This is a genomic window from Methylohalobius crimeensis 10Ki (genome assembly GCF_000421465.1).
In the GTDB taxonomy this organism is placed as follows: Bacteria; Pseudomonadota; Gammaproteobacteria; order Methylococcales; family Methylothermaceae; genus Methylohalobius; species Methylohalobius crimeensis.
Window position 1 is genome coordinate 343,985 of record NZ_ATXB01000002.1, and the last position, 17,303, is coordinate 361,287.

At 63.6% G+C, this 17,303-nt stretch carries 15 protein-coding genes; 5 read left to right on the forward strand and 10 right to left on the reverse strand.

The genetic code is table 11. The features are described from left to right. Positions 1-4: 4 nt before the first annotated feature. The 5 genes from H035_RS0115325 to H035_RS0115345 are packed head-to-tail and all read left to right on the forward strand — an operon-like array spanning position 5 to position 5,679. A complete protein-coding gene (locus tag H035_RS0115325; protein ID WP_022949841.1) occupies positions 5-1,216 on the forward strand; it encodes a type II secretion system F family protein in 1,212 nt (403 codons plus the stop codon). Further along, a complete protein-coding gene (locus H035_RS0115330; RefSeq protein WP_022949842.1) occupies positions 1,213-1,926 on the forward strand; it encodes a hypothetical protein in 714 nt (237 codons plus the stop codon). Before H035_RS0115325 ends, H035_RS0115330 begins: the two co-directional genes overlap by 4 nt. An 8-nt stretch (positions 1,927-1,934) precedes the next feature. Continuing rightward, positions 1,935-4,367: a DUF3438 family protein gene (locus tag H035_RS0115335; RefSeq protein ID WP_022949843.1), complete on the forward strand. Its 2,433-nt coding sequence runs from the start codon at positions 1,935-1,937 to the stop codon at positions 4,365-4,367. After that, the gene (locus tag H035_RS20155) at positions 4,364-5,443 is read left to right on the forward strand and encodes a hypothetical protein (protein WP_022949844.1); all 1,080 of its coding nucleotides are present in this window, start codon (positions 4,364-4,366) and stop codon (positions 5,441-5,443) included. Before H035_RS0115335 ends, H035_RS20155 begins: the two co-directional genes overlap by 4 nt. 32 nt (positions 5,444-5,475) lie before the next feature. Then, complete coding sequence (locus H035_RS0115345) at positions 5,476-5,679, forward strand: hypothetical protein (RefSeq protein ID WP_022949845.1); 204 nt, start codon at positions 5,476-5,478, stop codon at positions 5,677-5,679. 103 nt (positions 5,680-5,782) lie between these two features. Here the strand turns inward: H035_RS0115345 and H035_RS0115350 are convergent, their stop codons facing one another. From H035_RS0115350 to H035_RS21000, 10 genes are all read right to left on the reverse strand, one after another. Next, entirely contained in the window at positions 5,783-6,580 is a 798-nt protein-coding gene (locus tag H035_RS0115350; RefSeq protein ID WP_026596681.1) for an ATP-grasp domain-containing protein, read from the reverse strand. A gap of 150 nt (positions 6,581-6,730) precedes the next feature. Further along, the gene (locus H035_RS0115355) at positions 6,731-7,729 is read right to left on the reverse strand and encodes a 3-dehydroquinate synthase II (protein ID WP_022949847.1); all 999 of its coding nucleotides are present in this window, start codon (positions 7,727-7,729) and stop codon (positions 6,731-6,733) included. 179 nt (positions 7,730-7,908) lie between these two features. Next, the gene (locus tag H035_RS0115360) at positions 7,909-8,520 is read right to left on the reverse strand and encodes an HdeD family acid-resistance protein (protein ID WP_022949848.1); all 612 of its coding nucleotides are present in this window, start codon (positions 8,518-8,520) and stop codon (positions 7,909-7,911) included. Between the two features lie 44 nt (positions 8,521-8,564). Then, on the reverse strand, positions 8,565-9,914 hold the full coding sequence (locus H035_RS0115365) for an NAD(P)/FAD-dependent oxidoreductase (RefSeq protein ID WP_022949849.1): 1,350 nt from the start codon (positions 9,912-9,914) through the stop codon (positions 8,565-8,567). Continuing rightward, positions 9,866-11,056, reverse strand: coding sequence for an NAD(P)/FAD-dependent oxidoreductase (locus H035_RS0115370; protein WP_022949850.1), 1,191 nt, complete (start codon positions 11,054-11,056; stop codon positions 9,866-9,868). Before H035_RS0115370 ends, H035_RS0115365 begins: the two co-directional genes overlap by 49 nt. Next, on the reverse strand, positions 11,053-13,350 hold the full coding sequence (locus H035_RS21555; protein WP_022949851.1) for a beta-ketoacyl-ACP synthase: 2,298 nt from the start codon (positions 13,348-13,350) through the stop codon (positions 11,053-11,055). Before H035_RS21555 ends, H035_RS0115370 begins: the two co-directional genes overlap by 4 nt. A gap of 1 nt (position 13,351) precedes the next feature. After that, positions 13,352-13,747: a rhodanese-like domain-containing protein gene (locus H035_RS20995; protein WP_022949852.1), complete on the reverse strand. Its 396-nt coding sequence runs from the start codon at positions 13,745-13,747 to the stop codon at positions 13,352-13,354. 28 nt (positions 13,748-13,775) lie between these two features. Next, positions 13,776-16,088 (reverse strand): MMPL family transporter, encoded by a 2,313-nt coding sequence (locus H035_RS20170; RefSeq protein ID WP_022949853.1) that lies wholly within the window; start codon positions 16,086-16,088, stop codon positions 13,776-13,778. Beyond that, the gene (locus H035_RS0115390; RefSeq protein ID WP_152486084.1) at positions 16,085-16,717 is read right to left on the reverse strand and encodes a LolA family protein; all 633 of its coding nucleotides are present in this window, start codon (positions 16,715-16,717) and stop codon (positions 16,085-16,087) included. Before H035_RS0115390 ends, H035_RS20170 begins: the two co-directional genes overlap by 4 nt. Continuing rightward, positions 16,692-17,303 carry a COG4648 family protein gene (locus H035_RS21000; RefSeq protein WP_022949855.1) on the reverse strand — a complete coding sequence of 204 codons (612 nt, stop codon included), beginning with the start codon at positions 17,301-17,303 and terminating at the stop codon, positions 16,692-16,694. Before H035_RS21000 ends, H035_RS0115390 begins: the two co-directional genes overlap by 26 nt.

The window sequence follows — 17,303 nt, forward strand, 5'->3', positions numbered from 1 at the left end:
TCTAATGCCCGAATACCGCTACATCGCCCGCGATCCCACCGGCCGCCAGCAGAGCGGCACCCTGACCGCCGATTCGCCCCAGCAGGTGACGGCCGAATTGCGCGGCCAACGGCTGCTGGTGCTCAACGTCACCGAGATCAAAAGCCGCAAGGACGGCGGCGGCTTCCCGCTCAACCCCCTGGAACATCGCCGGATGCGGCCGGTGGACGTGGAGCGCGACTTTCACCAACTGGCGGTGATGCTGCGCAGCGGGTTGCCGATCCTGGACGCCCTCAAAATCACCGCGAGCCACTCCCGCTACGCGGTCCGCAAGGTATGGGATCGGTGCGCCCGGCGCATCAACGACGGCGACAGCCTCACCGAAGCCCTCATGGAGCATTCGGTGTTCGACAATCTGACCCTGGCGATGGTGCGGGTGGGCGAGCAGACCGGGAATCTGGACTTCGTCCTCGACCACGCTTCCAAGGAATTGGAAGCCAGCCGTAACTTCAAGCGCCAGGTGATCTCGGCCCTGGCCTATCCGGGATTCGTGATCGTCTTCGCGGTGGGGGTGGCGGTGTTCATGCTCACCACCGTGGTGCCCGAGATCAAGAAATTTCTCTCGGTCATCGGACGCAAGCTGCCCCCCATCACCCAAGCCTTGATCGACGTCTCCGACTGGTTCGAAGCCAACGGCCCCACCCTGCTCATCGGTTTGGTGGCGACGGTGGCGGCGATCTTCCTGCTGAGGCGCTTCCCTATTACTCGCTACTGGATGGATTTCGTCATCCTCAAACTCCCGGTGTTCGGCCCCATCGCCCGCTTCGCCGGCACCGTCGGATTCTGCCGGGGATTGGGCACCTTGCTCAAAAGCGGCGTGCGGATCGTCGAAGCCCTGGAGACGGTGGAAGCCTTGCTCATGAATAGCTATCTCGCCGACCGGGTGGCCGCCGCCCGGCGGAAGGTGCTCTACGGCGAATCCCTGTCGGAACCGATCGGGGAAAAATTCGGCTTCCCGCCCTTGCTGCACAAAATGCTGGTGGTGGGAGAAAACGCCGGCACCCTGGAACAAATCCTGGAGGAAATGACCTTGTTTCACGAAGATCTCCTGGCGCGCCGAATCCGGACCATGGCGGCGATCATGGAGCCGGTGGTGACCATCGTGGTGGGCGGCATCGTGGGATTCGTCTACGCCGCCTTCCTGGTGGCCATGTTCGCGGCGGGAGGGAAATCGTGAGAGTCAGCCTGAAGTGGGTGTTTGGGCTTCGGCGGCTTGTCTTCCGGGACGCCGTCAACCCATCCGTGGGGGCTCGATTGCGACCATCCCGGTCGCAAACGCCCTCCAGACAAGCCGCCGAAGCCCATTCAACTCCCGAGAGTCACGTTTATAAACAAGCCCGAAGATCCACGGGGATATTTGTCGGACTGATTCTCGCCGCAGCGGCGGGTGCGGATGAATCCCTGCTGAACGTGGGCAAGACCCCTGCGGACATCCTGGACGACAAAGTGGCCCAAACCAAGGACAAGGTGAATAAGGCGCTGCTGCAATTGGAACGGAAACAAAAGACCCTCCAGGAAGCCTTGACAGGCCTCAATTCCACCGCGGAAAACAGCATCCCGAACCCGGCGCTGCCCGATCCGACCCGACCCGATCCGGCGTTTCAGCGCAGTTTCCGAGCCCTGCTGCGACAAGGACAAAAAACCGACGATGACACGACGGTCCCGGTCACCCTGCCGGCGGTCACGCTGGTGGCCAAGGTACTCAAGCCCCACACGCCGCCGGCGGCGATGCTGCAGGTCGGGGCGAAAACCGTTCTGGTCAAGGACGGCGACGAGGTCACGGTGTTCCACCAGGACCGCCTCCTCACCCTCCGGATCGAAACGATCACCGACAACGCCGTCCGTTTGTTGGTACTGCCCCAAAACGAAACCTTGGTTCTTCATTAAAACGATTCATGACACACGCCTTCACCCATCCCAATAACAACCCACCCATCTCCGGATGGGCCCGGACCCTACGCAAAATGGCCATGGTGCTGCTTTTGGCCTTGCCCTGCTCCTTGCCGGCGGCGCGCCAAACCGACGACGATCGCATCGCCCAGATCGAATTTCGCAGCGTAACCGTGGGCGACGCCCTGCGCATTCTCTCGGAGCAATCGGATTTCAACGTGGTCGCCTCGGAAAAGGCCTCCCGCATCCCGGTCACCATGTTCCTGCGCAACGTGCGGCCGCTCGAAGTGCTGGAGGCCATGTCCAAGACCTACAACCTGTGGTACCGGCGCGATCCCAAGTCCCGCATCGTTCGGGTATACACCGTGGACGAATTCCGACTCGGCGAGGTGGACTATTCCCAGGAGCAAACCGAGGTGTTCACCCTCAAGCACGAGATGAACGTGCTCGATACGGCCACCGCCATCTCCGACCTGTTCGGCGAGCGGGTGATTCTGCAGATGGGCTCGGAGAACGACTATCAGATTCTTTCCGACCTGGCCCAGCGTTTCCAACGCTTCAACATCATCGACAGCCAAAGCCGCCTCAGCACCACCGGCAGCGGAACCGCGCGGGGCAGAAGCGGCGGCGGTATCAGCCGAGGGGGAATCGGCGGCGGTGGCTTCGGCGCCTTGAATGGACGTTTCGGGGGCGTGGGCGGCCAACGCCAGCGGCGACAGCGGGAAGCCACCGGTGAGACGGCCCTGAGCACGGAAGAAGTGGAAGAGGAAATGACCGGGACCGAAAAGCTCCTGGGCGCGATCCAGGAAAAGCGGGTGGTGCTCGAGGCCACCCGCCGCACCGCCCCGATCTACGTCACCCTGATCCGACGCCAGAACCGGCTGGTGGTGCGCACCCGCGACCAGGACGCCCTGGAACAGATTCGCCAATTGATCGACAAAATCGACACCGACATGGCGACGCTGTTGCTGGAAGTCAAAGTGCTCCAGGTGGATCTGACCGACGGTTACGATTCGGTATTCGAATTCGCCGTGGATGCCGGCAATACCGCCATCTCCAAGGGCAATACCAATTTCGCCACCACTCCCGACACGGTGGCCGTCCCCGGGGTCAAGGTCAACCCGGACGGCACCGCCGAGGAAGTCACGGTGGCGGAGAAATTGGGGCCGGCGATCATCAACGGTCTCGCCAGCACCGCTCCGGCCTTGGGCAATCCAGCACTGCTGGCAACCTTGGTGAGCGAGAACTTCCGCGCGCGCCTGCAGTTGATGGAGCGGGAAGGCCGGGTGACCGAGGTCGCCACGCCGATGCTGTTCACCACCAATCAGGAGGTCAGCCGGATTTTCATCGGCGAGGAACGACCGATCACCACCGACGTGGACGTCACCTGCCCCAGCGTCGGCAGCGGGCTGGTGAGCACCAACACCAGCGTGGTCTGCGAACGCGACCCTCAAGTGGAAATCCGCAATATCGGCGACACCCTGCTGCTGACCCCCACCATCAACGCCGACGGCAGCGTGAATATCCGCATGGTGATCGAGCAGGCCGCCACTTGCCCCGGCTGCGGTTCGATTCCCGTTCCCGGCAATGTGGACACCACCCAGACGGTCGCGGTGGACACGGTGCAGACCCGCACCTATACCGGCTCGATCGTCGCCCAGCACAGTCAACCGGTAGCGGTGGGCGGTCTCATCAACGAGCGCGCCGAAGACACCGAGGAAAAAGTGCCGGTGCTGGGCGACATTCCGCTTCTGGGCGGCCTGTTCCGCGACGAATTCCAGCGCCGCCGGCGCACCGAATTGGTCATCATTGTCCGCCCCTTCGTCATCGAATCGCCGTCCCGAACCGCCCAAGTCAGCGAAGGCTGGCTTCGCCAGCAGAGCGTCCATCCGGCGCTGGGCAACCGGGCCCGCACCCTGGACGTGTACAAAAACCCCTACGACCAACACCGGGGCTACGAACTGCAGGCGCCTTATAAAACCTATGGCGGCCAGGACGCCATGGATCGCTACAACCGCAAGGACGGATACTGGGAATCAAAGCATCGGCCGGCTGCGGAAGATGACGATTTGCTCGCGGGCGAAGTTCAGCAAACCTATATGAAATTGACCCGCCATGCCGCCAAGGCGGTTCGGACGGCCGATCACACCGTGGCCAACGATTTCAAAATCCGCCTCCGACCGGCCCCGCCGAGGCACGCCGTGCTGCTCACCCCGAATTTGGAAGCTTTGCCCCTCGCCAGTTGGGGACGCGGCGGGCTGACGGTCACGGCGCTGCAACTGACCAACCGCAGCGGCCGTTCCCTCCGGATCGACCCGGAAGCGCTGCACGGCGATTGGCTGGCGGCCACCGTGGAAAAACCCGATTTGCCGCCGGGGGATAACACCTATCTTTATCTCATTTCCGCCGGCAGCTTCCGGGAGGCGCTGGAGCGATGAGGCGCACAGCGGTTTACCTTGCGATCCTGTGGCTCCCCGCCGCAGCGGCGGACGACGCCCTTCCCCTGCATATGCACGTATTCAAGCAAAAGCCGCGGCCCGAGGTGGTGAGCATGGCGGCTTCGGAGGAAACCCCGGCGCTGCACATGACGGTGATCCGGGACAAGCGCAAGCCCCCAAAAACCGTTCCGGAATCCGCCTCGCCGTTTCTGTTTCGCTTCGGGCTGAACAGCGGTTACCGCCAGGACCGGCTGCGCTGGAACATCGCCGCCGATCCCAGCGGCGAGATCCCCCCCAATATCCTCTCGGAATTGAAATGGAAGGACGTGGAAAGCATCCGGCTGGCGGGCGACGCCCACATCGTCACGCCGGTCAACGTCGCGGTCCAGGCCCGAGCCGCCTACAGCTGGATCGTGGACGGAAAAAACCGCGATTCCGATTATTCCGAGAACAACCGGAACGGGGAATATTCCCGCTCCATCAACAATGCCGACGAAGGCCACACCCTGGATCTTTCCGGCGGCCTCGGCTACGCCTTCACCGTCTTGGGTTCGCGCCGCCATCCCTATTTGCGCCTGACCCCCCTGGGCGGCTACGCCTATTACGAGCAGAGCCTGCACATGACGCACGGCCGCCAAGTCATCGCCACCGAAGGACTGACTCCGCCGCCGGGGCGTTTTCCCGATCTCGACAGCAGTTACAAGGCCAAATGGAAAGGTCCCTGGCTGGGTCTGCGATTCGAATCGGAACTGGGGCGATTCGGCCTGTTCGGCCAAGCCGAATACCACTGGGCCGACTACGACGCCAAGGCCGACTGGAACCTGCGCAGCGAATTGCGCCATCCGGTCAGTTTCCGCCACCATGCCGACGGCTGGGGAATCGACGCTTTCTGGGGCGGCGACTGGCAGCTGACGGACAACCTGGCGCTGGAAGTCCGCTTCGATTACCGCACCTGGGAAACCGACCCCGGCACCGACAAAACTTTTTTCACCGACGGCACGACAATCAAGACCCGCCTGAACGAAGTGACTTGGAAAGCCTTCGGCGCCAACCTGGGACTGCAAATGATTTTCTGACACCGACGTCCACGATTGCGAGGAAAGCCGTCATGTCCATTCGACACCGCACCCTTCCGCTGCTCGGCTTCGGCCTGATCGCGGCCGCCGCCTCCCCCATCGGCGCGGACACGCTGGGCTTCCATCTCCGCGCCCTGAAGCGGGAATTCGCCGGTTGGGAATACGCTATGAAGACATGGTTTTCGACTGGATGCCTTTGGACCGGCTCGGCAGCCTGGAGACGATCCCCGGCATAAGATTGGAATTTGCATCCTCCCGCGCCCTCGGTTCGTTGGCGATCTGAAAGACGAAGGCCAGGAGTAATTGGCGCGACCATACTCCCGTTCTTGACGGCACGGCTCAACTCGCCTTCGGCAGCCAGGCCGGAGGCGGATTCGACAGGGATTTGTGGAGATGATTCAGGATCCGATCGCCGAGTTTGATTCCCCGCGCGTTGAGCACTTCGTTGCCGAACAGCACATTGAATTCCAGCAGATAGGGATGCCCTTCCACCATGGCCACGTCGAATCCAGCGTGATCGACACCGAGCTGGGAGGCCACGCGGGTCACCAATTCCAACGCCGGCGGGGGGATGTCTTCGAAATCGGCTTGACCACCTTGGGCGATGTTGTGACGGAAACCGTCGCCGCCGCAGCGCCAATAGGCGGTCACCACCTCGTTGCCCACCAGGACCACGCGGAGGTCGGCCTCCAAGGGAAGATATTCCTGCACGTAGAGCACTTCCAGCGACGTGGCGAGGCGGAGGAATTGAGACGCGTTTTGGATCAAATGCACCCCCCGTCCCATGGAATTGCGCGGCTCCTTGATAACGAAGGGAAAGGCGAATTCGTCCAGCACCTGCTCTCGGCCGTTGTCGTTGTTAGGCAGAATGCGGGTATGCGGCACGTGGTCCGGACACAAAGACCAGAAAGCGCGGGTCATTTCCACCTTGTTCATGCCCAGGTGATAGCTCACCACGCTCGGGAAAATCCGCAGCTTGAGCCCGTAATGGAGGGCGTTCACCTGCCAGGACTCGGGAAACAGCGCCCAATCGGCCGCCGCCAGCCGATCGCGCTGAAGAAACATCTGTTCGGGTTTGACATACACCGCGCCGGGAATATCCAGCGCCCGAAAAGGATCGAAAGTCACCAGCCGCATTACCCTCACCCCCGCCGCACGCGACCCGTCGAGCAGAAAAAAATCGGCGGATTTTAATCCCGGCGGGAAAAAATTGCAACGCGAAGGATAAGCGCTCGTTTGGAAGGCTTTGCTAAAAGGCGCCGCGCCCGTTGGGAGAATCTCCAAGCCCTATTTCTCGAGGATGCGCTCTTCGATGGCGCGACCGAAATGGCGGCCGGTGGGCTGAAAAAAAGCCGCCAGCACCTGATCCCCGGACTGCAAGGCGGTGACCGAGGCCGGATCGCCTTCGGGGGTGGTCAGGCGGACCGTTTCGGCGTTCTGCAGAATCAGGGAAACCCGCCGGCCCTCGTCGTCCTCGGCAATCACCCGCAGCATCGGCCGGCGCTCGATCTTGTTGCGGCCCACGGCGACGATGCGGCCGCAGCCCTTGGGGTCCACGGCCAAAACCTCGTCTCCGGTGGAGAGTTCGGCGAGATAAGAGGTCCGATTTCCCGGCAGGCGGACGTAGGCATGCACGGCACCGGCGTTGACCCGGAACGGGCGCGGGTTGCAATAGGGAGTTTCCACGTTCTCGTTGTAAATCAGGAAAAAAGCGCTGGCGGTATCTCCCACCAATAGCCCCACCCCCGGGGGAAGCAGGCTGGTGGTGTCGATGCAGCAGCGGTCGCTGAGGGTGACCGGCCGGGTTTCCACGATACGCACCGGGGTCAAGGGGATATCCTCCCGATTGGCGCGCTCCACCACCGCCGCGGTCTCGCGCACCACCGCCGGATCGGTCGTTCTCAGCAAAATCCCGTCGGCGCCGCGTTCCATGACCTGAAGCGCCAATTCCGCCTCGCGGGCGTCGTGAACGGTCTGAATCAGATTGCCGGCGGCGCGGGAAATCAGATTTTCCAGGGGAATGATGGTCCAGTCGTCATTCTCGATCACCGTGGGCAGACGGCCGTCGACCTGTTCTTCGTCGGCCTGCGATCGGATGCGCACCCGTGCCACGTCGCGGCCCCACTGCAGATCCCCGTCCTCCGAGACGGTCGTGATTCGGCCGAGCCGTTCCACCTCGGCATGCTTGCCCGGCGGGACGACCACCGCCTCGGCACCGGCCTCGATGGCGGCGGTGATCAGTGCGGGATCGTAGGGTTCGGCGGCGACCCAGAAACGTTTTTTCATCGGTTCTCCCCCAGCTTTCCTTGTGTGACTATCCATCCGGCAATCCGGCGAACCATCGAGAACGCCAGGTTTTAGAAGCCCTTGTCTACCTGTGTGGAGGGAGCCGGAGCGCTCTCTCCGGCTCCCCCCTGAAAGCGCGACTAAATATCGACATACCTAGTGTAACCTCCCGCTGGCACTCAGTCAGCACCGGCGACCCGGTCGGGGAGTTCCTGACGGTGCTTCCTCACCCAAAGGGCGAACATCATCATCGCCCAGCCTCGAAAGGCGATTTCGATGCTCAGGCACAAGGCGAGCAACCATCCCTCCGCGCTGGTCCACTTCGACCAGACCAGGATGCCTAGAATGACCGACGCCACCCCGCCGATCGCCGTCGAGACGGTTTGGGGGAGCCGCAAGGCATAGGCCAAAACGGTGCGCACGATTCCCCGCACGATCAGGAAGGCGGCGATCAACAAACTCAATTGGGCCGGCTCGTGGGTCACGTTGAAGACGATCATCCCGCCCACGACCGTATCCAAAACCCCCACTTGCAGGTTTTGGAGAAAATCGCGCTGGTGGTGGGCGAAATAGGCATCCAGGCACTCCAGCAGCCCCATGGCGAGAATCACCATGCCTCCCAGCGGGAGCCAGGAAAAACCATAGGCCAAAAGGATGACCGAGTCGGGCCGGAATGCGCTGGCCAGCGCCAGGACGATGCCCGTCAGAGCGATGAAGCCCCCCTGCATCAGTACTCGCCACCATTCCGAATGGTAGCGGTCGAAGCGGGAATATTTTTCGCGCAGTTTCATCCAATCCCCCTACCTGAAAGTTATGTGCCTCTCGACACCGCCCGTCATAATCGCAATTGCGCCAGCGCCTCGATCCGGCTTTCGATATGCGCCGCAAGGCCGGCGGCTGCCACCAAGGTCCGGAAATGCCGGGTCCGCCGGGTGAGAAGGGAAGCGGCCAGCATCAACTCCAACTCGCGGCGAGGAACCGAGCGCATGAACCCCTTGACCGACTCTAAATCCACCCCGTTGGCGCCCACATCCCCCAGCGCGAGGGCGCGGGAGAAACTGTAAAACTGACGGATGCGGCGGGCGCACAATTGAGCATGACGATCGCGACGGGCCGGATCGCGCAGAGATTCGCCAATCGCCAGCGCCGCCAGGGAAGCGCTGTAAAAGGCGTTGAGCACCCCGTGGGAGAAGATCGGGTCGACGAATCCCCCGGCGTCGCCGATCAAATAGCAGTTTTCCCGCGCCACCGTGTCCACGTAATAGGAAAAATCCGGCCGCCCGCTGAGAGATCCCTCCACGAACCGGGCCGGGGCCAACAGTTCGCGTAGATACGGTACCCGGGCGCAGGTATCGAGAAAATAGGTTTGTCGCTCGGTTCCGCTCATAGCCAAGGCGCGGTTGCGATACACCACCAATCCTACGCTGGTGACCCGCCGCAGCGGGATGTGCCAGATCCAACCGTCCTCGTAGGAGCGCACGAAAGTCACCGGCCGCACCGCGCCGAGCCGGTCGCCAGGATAGCCCCGACCGTCGGCGCCGACGAAGCGGGAATCCTGGAAATAGCCCCAAAACGACAGAAATTGATGGCGAGACCGGGCCAGGTGACGCACCTTGAAATGGCGTGCCAAGAGAGCGGAAGCCCCGCTGGCGTCGATCAAATAACGGCAACGCAACTCGCCGCGGACCGTCTCGCCGCCGCATCGATCTTGATAATGCAGCCGCGGCGATTGAGCGGCGGGTTCGACGGCGGTGACGGAGACCTCCTCGAATACCCGGGCACCGCAGTCGGACGCATGGCGCAGCAGCAGATGGTCGAATACGTCCCGCTCCACATGCAGAGCGGGCCTCCGGAAGCCGAAATCGGCAAACGAAATGCGCCGGATTTCCCCTTCCCAAACCGTGATGCCGCCCGCCTTGGCCACAAATCCCTCTGCCTCGATCAGCGGTGTCGCTCCGGTCAGGTCGGTGTATTTCCAGAAATGGGGGATCAGGCTTTCCCCCACCGTCGGACGGGGATGGCGGGCGCGCTCCAAAAGCACCACCTCGAAACCGGCTCGGGCGAGAAGCGCCGCCGCGCTGCTCCCGGCGGGTCCGCCCCCGATGACGGCGACATCACAGGAAGCGGGGATGGTTCTCATGGGGATTTGGGAACGAATCGACCGCGCAGCATGGTCGCTTGCCATGGGTTTTCCCCGCTCCACAGATTGCCCGCCAACAGTTCGCTGATGGCGCGCTTGATCCGGGCGTCGCGGTGGGCTTCGAAGAAAACATTGTGGATCAGATCGGATTGGTAGAATCGTTCGACGAAGGCGTACATGGTGTCGAAACCCAAGGCGTGGCGCGCGTCGTCCGGCCGGTGAAGCGCCGGATCGGCTTCCCGCTCTTCGGCCAGTCCCTGGTGGATGCGGTCGGCGGCGCGGGCGGCCCCGGTGAGCGCCAGAAACACCCCGGAGGAGAACACCGGATCGAGAAAGCCGGCGGCGTCGCCCACGCTGATGAAGCGTCGGCCGTAGCGGCGGCGGTTGAGATAGCTGAAATTGGCTTCCGATTTCACCGGCCAGAGTTGCCGAGCACCTCGCAATAGCTCGGTCAACCGGGGGGAAGCGGCCAGATATTGCCGGAACAAGGCTTCCGGGGAAACGCCCCGGGGTTTCCTACTTCGCACCACCAGACCGACGCTGATCCGCCCATTCGCCAGGGGAATCACCCACAACCAGCCGATATCCACCATCAGAATCCAGATATTGCCGTGCGCATACAGTCCGTCGGCCAGAGTTCCCCGAACCGGTCCGAAATGGCTGTAAAGCGCGAAGCGCCCCAGGGTCTCGATCCGCTCGAGGGTACGCTCCCCGCGCCCCATCAGAGCGCTGCGGCCGGTGGCATCGACCAGGTAGCGAGCCCGGTAATCGTTTCCGGCGGCGCTCACCCGAACCGCGTCGGAACCGCAGACCACCGCCGTCACCGGACATTTCTGCCGGGTCTCCACCCCGTGTCGGCGGGCGTTGCGGAACAGTTTGGCGTCGAATTCGGATCGATCCACCTGATAGGCCCGGTGTTCGCCACTGAGCTGGAAAAACATCTGCTTGTTCAAGGCTTCGTCGATGAACACCGCGCCGGCCTTGAATACGGCCCCCTCGCTCCAGTCCAACCCCAAGCGACGGATGACCGGTTCGCTGTAGGGCAGCATCGATTCGCCGATATGGAAGCGGGGATGGCTGCCCTTCTCCAGCAGCAGGACCCGGTGACCATACTGGGCCAACAATGTGGCGGCGGTACAACCGGCCGGCCCGCCGCCGGCGACGATGACATCGTAATCGTGGCTCATGATCGGCTCAGTCTCACGGACCAACCGACACCCAGAGGGACATGGTGGTATCTGAATCTTGACTTCTGTTGACTGGAGCGCCGGTTGGAGTCGGGAGCCGGAGAAAACCCTCCGGGACACGCTGTAAATACCTCCGTGTACGCTCGAATCGCGGCATCCCTGCCGCGAACGGTCCCCGAGGGTTCTCCCCGGCTCTCACCATGAATATCCACACTGCCTAACATCGCAATCAACGGAACCCCCACCAAAACCGGCGCCTCGCTTATCCGGCGGACAAGCGCCTCGGGCAAAACGGCGGTCGAATCCGGCCGGGACTCACTCACTCGGAAAACCCCGTCGCCGCTGCGATCCAGCACCCACGCCAAGGCTACCGGATGCATCCCCATCCCTGGTTCCAGGTAGTCCGGCCAATGTTCATCGTAGCAAACAATCAGAATGCGGTCGGTTTCCGTCCGCAGGCGACTCCAGGCATCCAACCAGGCTGCGGCCACGGTGGCTTCCGCGCCTCCCAAAGCGGTGCTGGCCCGCCGGCAGCCGGTGGCAATGCTCCAGTAACCGGCGGCGGTATTATGGACCGAATTATGAAACTGGGTCGGAGAAACCCAGCCGTCCGGCTTGGCCAGTTCGATGCACAGGCGATCGGTCACCTGCATCTCGCCGCCCACGCTGGCGAACACCGCCGGCAATTGAGCCGGATCGATCCCCGCTCGCTCGCAGGCCAGCGAAGCGGCGCACAAAGCCAACCGGGTGGCCTGACTGGTACGACGGCGAATCGCCGCCGGGATGCGCTTCGGGTCGAGCGGATCGGCGGCGATCCCCATGGATTCTGATAGCTCCGGTTCGGCGGTACAGACGGCCCAACCGGTCAAAGCAATCGATTCTTCGTCTTGTTTCGGGCTTTCCTCCTCCTTCCCGTCAGCATATGCCAAGGAGGGGGGAGGAGACGGTCGGGAAGGACGCCGTGAATCCGTCCCTGGAGGGCTTCCCCCCACCCAACCCTCCCCCCATTGGGGGGAGGGCAAGGGAGGGGGGGCGCGAAGACCTTCCCGAGCGTCTCCTCCTCCCTCCGACCACCGGAAACCCCGACCGGGCAAGTCTTCCCCCGACCGGGCCAAAAGCACGCTGGCATTGCTGCCGCCGAAGCCGAAGGCGTTGCAGAGAGCCACCACCGTATCGGTGGATGCCGGCCCTTCGAGTAGATGAATGGGACATTCCGGGTCGGGTCGCCGGAGACCGGTGGTGCCGGGCAGCCGCCCGTTCCGCAATGCCGCGAAAGTGACGATGGACTCCAGCGCCCCCGATGCGCCCAAGGTGTGACCCAACAGCCCCTTGACTCCGCTGCCCGGCACTTGCCGACCGAACAGGCGCGCCACCGCCCGCGCCTCGGATAAATCGTTGAGGGCGGTGGCGGTGGCGTGGAGGTTGACGTAGCCGACTGATTCCGGCTCCAAACCGGCCAAAGCCAGCGCCGCGCGCATGGCGGCTTCGGCTCCGCGGCCTTCCGGGTCGGGCGCGGACATGTGATGGGCATCGGAGGATTCACCCACCGCGAGCAAATGGGGACAAGACTGGTTGTCCGCTCCGCTTCGTTCCAGCAGAAGCAGGGCCGCCGCCTCGCCGATATTGATCCCTTCCCGATCGGCGTCCATGGGCCGGCAAAGTCCGGCGGCGATCAGATCGAGGCTGTGGAAGCCGCGCAGGGTCAGCCGGCACAGGGTGTCCACTCCGGCCACCAACACCGCATCGCAGATGCCGGTCTGAAGCAGACGCTGTCCCGCGCCCATGGCCTTGGCGCTGGAGGAACAGGCGGTGGAAACGGCATACACCGGCCCTTGGAGGCCCAATTCCAGACCCAGGAACTCGGCGGTGGCCTGGATCGCATGGCGCCGCAAAAAATTGAAATCGGCGGGCATGGTTCCGTGGGCGACGAAATGGGCGTAAGCTTCTTCCGAGTCGTAAATCCCCGAAGTGCTGGTTCCCAAAATCAAGCCCACCCGTCCGGCGCCATACCGATCCAGCGCCGCGGCCACCCGGTCGCGGAAGTCCTCGCGATTCAGCGCCGCCAACGCCAGGCGGGCATTGCGGCAGGCATAGGCAGCCATTTCCGAGCGAATCGTGGGGAGGGAATCGACGTATTCCCCCACCACCGTCTCGAACGGAAGTGGAAATAAGCGCATCGGCGTCAAGCAGGGTTGGTTGCCTCGAATGGCGGCATGCAGTGCCGCGGGGCCGGAACCGGCGGCGGACAGGCACTGCCAGGCGGTAACGGCAACGGGATCGATGCGGCCGCTCATTTCAAGGACGCCGCTCCGGCGCGATCATGGGACGCTCCTGGGCACGCCAGCGGGCCATGTGTCCGGTGAGCATCCGCACGTCCTCGCAGCCGAGGCGACGCAAACCGGCGGCCGCGAAAGCGGCGCGGGGACCGTGTTCGCAAGTCACCGCCACCAGCCGCCGCCGGCAGGCTTCGATCACCACGTCCGGCGCGCCGGCGACATTCCAAAACGGCACGTGCACCGCGCCGGGAATATGCCCGCGACGGTATTCGAACTTGGATCGCACATCCACCACCAGCGGCGCACCGGGGGTCTCGAGCGCTCGATCGAGGGTTTCGGGGGAAATTCCGGGATCGGCGCAGCCGGACAACAGCACGGCCAGCATGGGCGATCGTTTCAACCATTTATTCTGCATGATGGAATTTTGCAAGTTTCAATAGAGCTTAGCATTCCTTTGGGAAAGGAGTGACGGAATGGGCGGAAATCAGCGCCGGACACAGCAGGAATCCGATCCCCACCCCGCCGGTCACGGCGATCGACAGCATTTGCAGCACGGGGTTTTCGGCCAACCCCAAGGCGGCGAAGGCGGTGACCGTGGTCAGCATCGAAGCGCCCATGGCGCGATAAGTGGCCAGGGCGTCCCCGGCGCGGCGTTCGGTGTAGAAAATACCGTAATCGACGCAAATTGCAACGGCGAGCAAGGTGGCGATCAGATGAAAGAAACTCACCGGCTGAGCCAACGCCGCGAAACAGGCGAAGATGAACGCCATCCCCACCAGTCCGGGCATCAGTATCCGGGCCGCTTGCCCCAGGCTGCGGTAACGGACCGTCAGGAGCAAAAAGATAACCCCCACGCCGACGCCCAGGGCCTTTACCGCGCGGCGGCGGTACCGTTCGGCCAGGGCATTGATTTGGTCCCGCTGACTGAAATAGCGCACCCCGGCCAAATCGTCCAAGGCCGCCGCCAACGCGGCGGGCTCGTGGGGGCCCAGCCAAAGGGCCAGATGAACCCCGTCCGGCGCTCGATCGATCTGGCCCACCAGTATTTCCTCGATGCCGGAATCGAGAATTTTTTCCGATTCCAACCACGCCGAGGACGTTTTGCCGGGAATTGCCAGCGCCAACGGCCCCGCCGCCAGCCCTTGAGCGCGAAGCGCCTCGCCCCAGGCAGACGCGAATTGGGGGGTGATGCGGTCGCGATAATGTTGCCAGTTGGCTTGCTGTAACGCCTCGGACACCAGCCAAGGATAGATGCCCTGAAAATCGGCCAGCTTACCTTCCGTCTTCAAGCGACGCAGAATCCGGGTGGCGGCCTCGGCGCGCTGCAAGCCGGTCTCCAGATCCGACGCCTCGACCAGTACCGCCCGCCCCGGCTCGATATCGCCCAGGCGAGAACGCAGCTCCCGATCCACGCGGCGCAGCCGGGAATCGATCTCGGCCAGGCGTTCCAGATCGTCCAACCATTGGAGCCGCGGCAAAAACCAGAGCACCGGCGCCAACAGCAGGGCCACGCCCGCCAACACCCGGCGGGGATATTTTCGGCACAGGCCCAGCCAGGCCTCTAAACCGAGCAGGCGCGGCGGCCCCGCCATGCCGCCGCTCACCCACACCGGCAGCAGATAACGGGTGACCAGCACCGCGGCCAGGATGCCCATCCCGGCGAACGCCGCGGTTTGCTGGAATCCGGGATAGCCGGTGGCGGCCAGGGCCAGATAGCCGATCAAGGTGGTGAGCGCGCCCATGCCCAGGGCCGGCCACAAGCGCCGCGCCACCCGATCGGTCCCGCCCTCTTCCCGGCAATGGGCCAACAGATGGATGGGATAATCCACGCACACGCCGATCAAGGTCGCCCCCAGGGCCAAGGTCAAACCGTGGACGTAACCGAAGAGCCACTGGGTGGCCAGCGCCCCGCTGCCGAAGGCGAAAGCCAACACCAGCGAGATCGCGGGCAGGCTGCGCCAAGTTCGAAACAGTCCCCAGAGAACCGCGACGACCCCCAGGCTGGAAGCGAGGGTGACGCGGCTGACGTCGCTTTGAATTCGATCCTGGGCGACGGCGGCGAAGACCGGCACGCCGGTCATGCGCAAGCGGTACGCCTCGCCGTGGCGGCGGTTGAGCCGGGCGAAGACTTGCCGCAGCGCCTCCTGAAGCGCTTGCTGGCGGTCGCTGTCGAAAGGCTCGAACTTGCTTTCCAGAACGATGGGATAAAAGGCGTCCCGCCTTTCGGCCTCGGGCTTCAAGCGGTCGCGCCAATCGGCAAAAGCGTGAAAGGTCAAAAGCAGCGGATCGTCGGGGGCGATCCGCTGGACCAGATCGCCGAACGGCGACAACAGCGCCCCTTTGAGCCTCTCGGCGCGCTGCGGCAGCGATTGGGGCGTAAGCAGTCGGGACGCCTCCTCGGCCGGATCGAGACTGTAGATGAGCGGGGCCCGAGCGGCGTACCCGCCCAGCATGCCGGCAAGGGAAAACGGCGGTTGGAACGCGGGCCAGACTCGAGCCACGCCCGCCACGGCCTGCGATTCCCGGATAAATGTTCGGGCGAAGGCGGACAAGCCGGAATCGGTTACGGATCGGGGTTCGATCGCCAACAGATAGCGGCGGGCGAACACCGAACGCTGGAACCGCGCCACCAATTGACCGCCTTCGTCGGAATGGCCCAGAAAGAACAGCGAGAGCCGGGTTTCCAGTCGCAACTGGGCAACCAACGCCGCGGCCATGACCGCCAGCAGGGCGAGAATCGCGAGGCGGCGCGTCATTTTCCGACCGCTTCCTCGCGCAGTCGGGCGATGGTGAAGCGCAGCCGGTCCCCCTGATCGTCCAGTATCAGTTCGGTCATGCTGCGATCGCCGTCGGGTTCGGTGATCTCAAGCACTCGCCGGCGTCCTTCCGCATCCCCCCGCAGGACAACGGTGCGGAAAGGGGCCGATTCCGGTTTTTTGGGGCTTAGATCCAGCCGCCAACCGTCGGCGGTCTCCCGATAATCCAATCGATATCGACGGCGGATCGGTTCGAGTTCTCCCCGCAAAAGATGCTGCAACAAGACGATGCCCTCCACCTGGGGCACCTCGGCCGGCAGCGGCAGGCGGCGGCGCTCCCCGATTCCGGGATCGTAGTACAACAGTTCGTCGGGAGCGGCGATCATAATGATCCGCTGCGGCGCCAACTGCAATTTGACCAAGGTTCCGTCGGGATCGGCCAGCATGAAGCCGCTGCCTTGCCAAGGCTCGGCCAGGAGCGCCAGCAGGCGGGTTTCCTGGTAGCGAAACTGGATCGGCTCGGAGATATTCAACCGCTCGGCGGGATCGCCCGCCAACACCGCCGGCAACCACAAGGCGATCCACCAACGCCTGATTTTCCCCTCAGTCTTCCCAAAGACGCTTGCCATGCTTGACGACCTCGCGAAAAGTTTCCTGGGGCGGCGGAACCCGGCCCAGTTCCGGGAAGCGCCACCGCCGGTACAGATATTCGCCGCCCACCAGAACCGCCATGGCGAGATAGATGCCGTAACCGTGGAATCCCAGCCACGCCGATTGCGTTCCAACAAGCGTCAAACCGACGGAAACAGCCGCCGCGGCCAGAAAAAGACCGGTCCAGACAATGGTCAAACGTCGCAAATAGACGAGCAGATAGGGCGGAATATCCCGGAATTGCAGCCGCACCATGCGTTCGATCAGCGGCGGGGGATGCATCAAAGTGCGGCCGAATACCCACGCCACCCATACGAAAGCCACCGCCGGCACCCAGCGGGCCACCTGCGCGCCCATCCATAGATGGCCGCCGAGCAGGGCCAGCCCCAAGGCCAACCACAACCCGCGAATCGCTCCTTTGCCCCGCCAAGCCCGCCACAGCAGGACACTTCCGATCACCCAGGGAAGCGCCCCGCCCCCGCCTCGGGCGGCGAGGGCCTGGGCCAGAAAAGGATACGCCAAAAACAGAAACGTCAGCGCAACACCCGGCAACCAGCGGTGCAT